Origin of the sequence: Stappia sp. BW2, from assembly GCF_008107695.1 — a bacterium.
Lineage (GTDB): Bacteria > Pseudomonadota > Alphaproteobacteria > Rhizobiales > Stappiaceae > Roseibium.
This window is the reverse complement of sequence record NZ_VIRG01000042.1, coordinates 1-292: the sequence shown is the minus strand read 5'-3', so window position 1 is coordinate 292 and position 292 is coordinate 1. Positions and strand designations below refer to the sequence as shown.

The following is a 292-nucleotide window of genomic DNA, read 5'->3' as shown; positions in this document are numbered from 1 at the left end:
TCCGCCGGTTGAGCGAAACGACCCTCGCCGCCAATCGTAACCTGGTGTTCCAGGACAACGGCCTGTTCCGCGGCAGCGTTGCCTGGAACCTGCGCATGGCGCGAGCGGACGCCGATCTCGAAGCGCTGCGCGAGGCGGCGCGGGCGGTTGGCCTGCTGGAAGAGATCGAGGCCTGGCCGCAGGGCTGGGACAGCGACGTCGGTCCCGGCGGCGCGCTGCTGTCCGGCGGCCAGCGGCAACGCCTGTGCCTGGCTCGCGGGCTGCTCTCGACGGCGCCGTTGCTGCTGCTCGA

General features: G+C 71.9%; 1 protein-coding gene. It reads left to right on the top strand.

What is annotated here, in order from left to right; translation table 11 throughout:
- A partial coding sequence (locus FMN63_RS03030; protein ID WP_148582486.1) for an ATP-binding cassette domain-containing protein occupies positions 1 to 292 on the top strand: 292 nt, incomplete at both ends.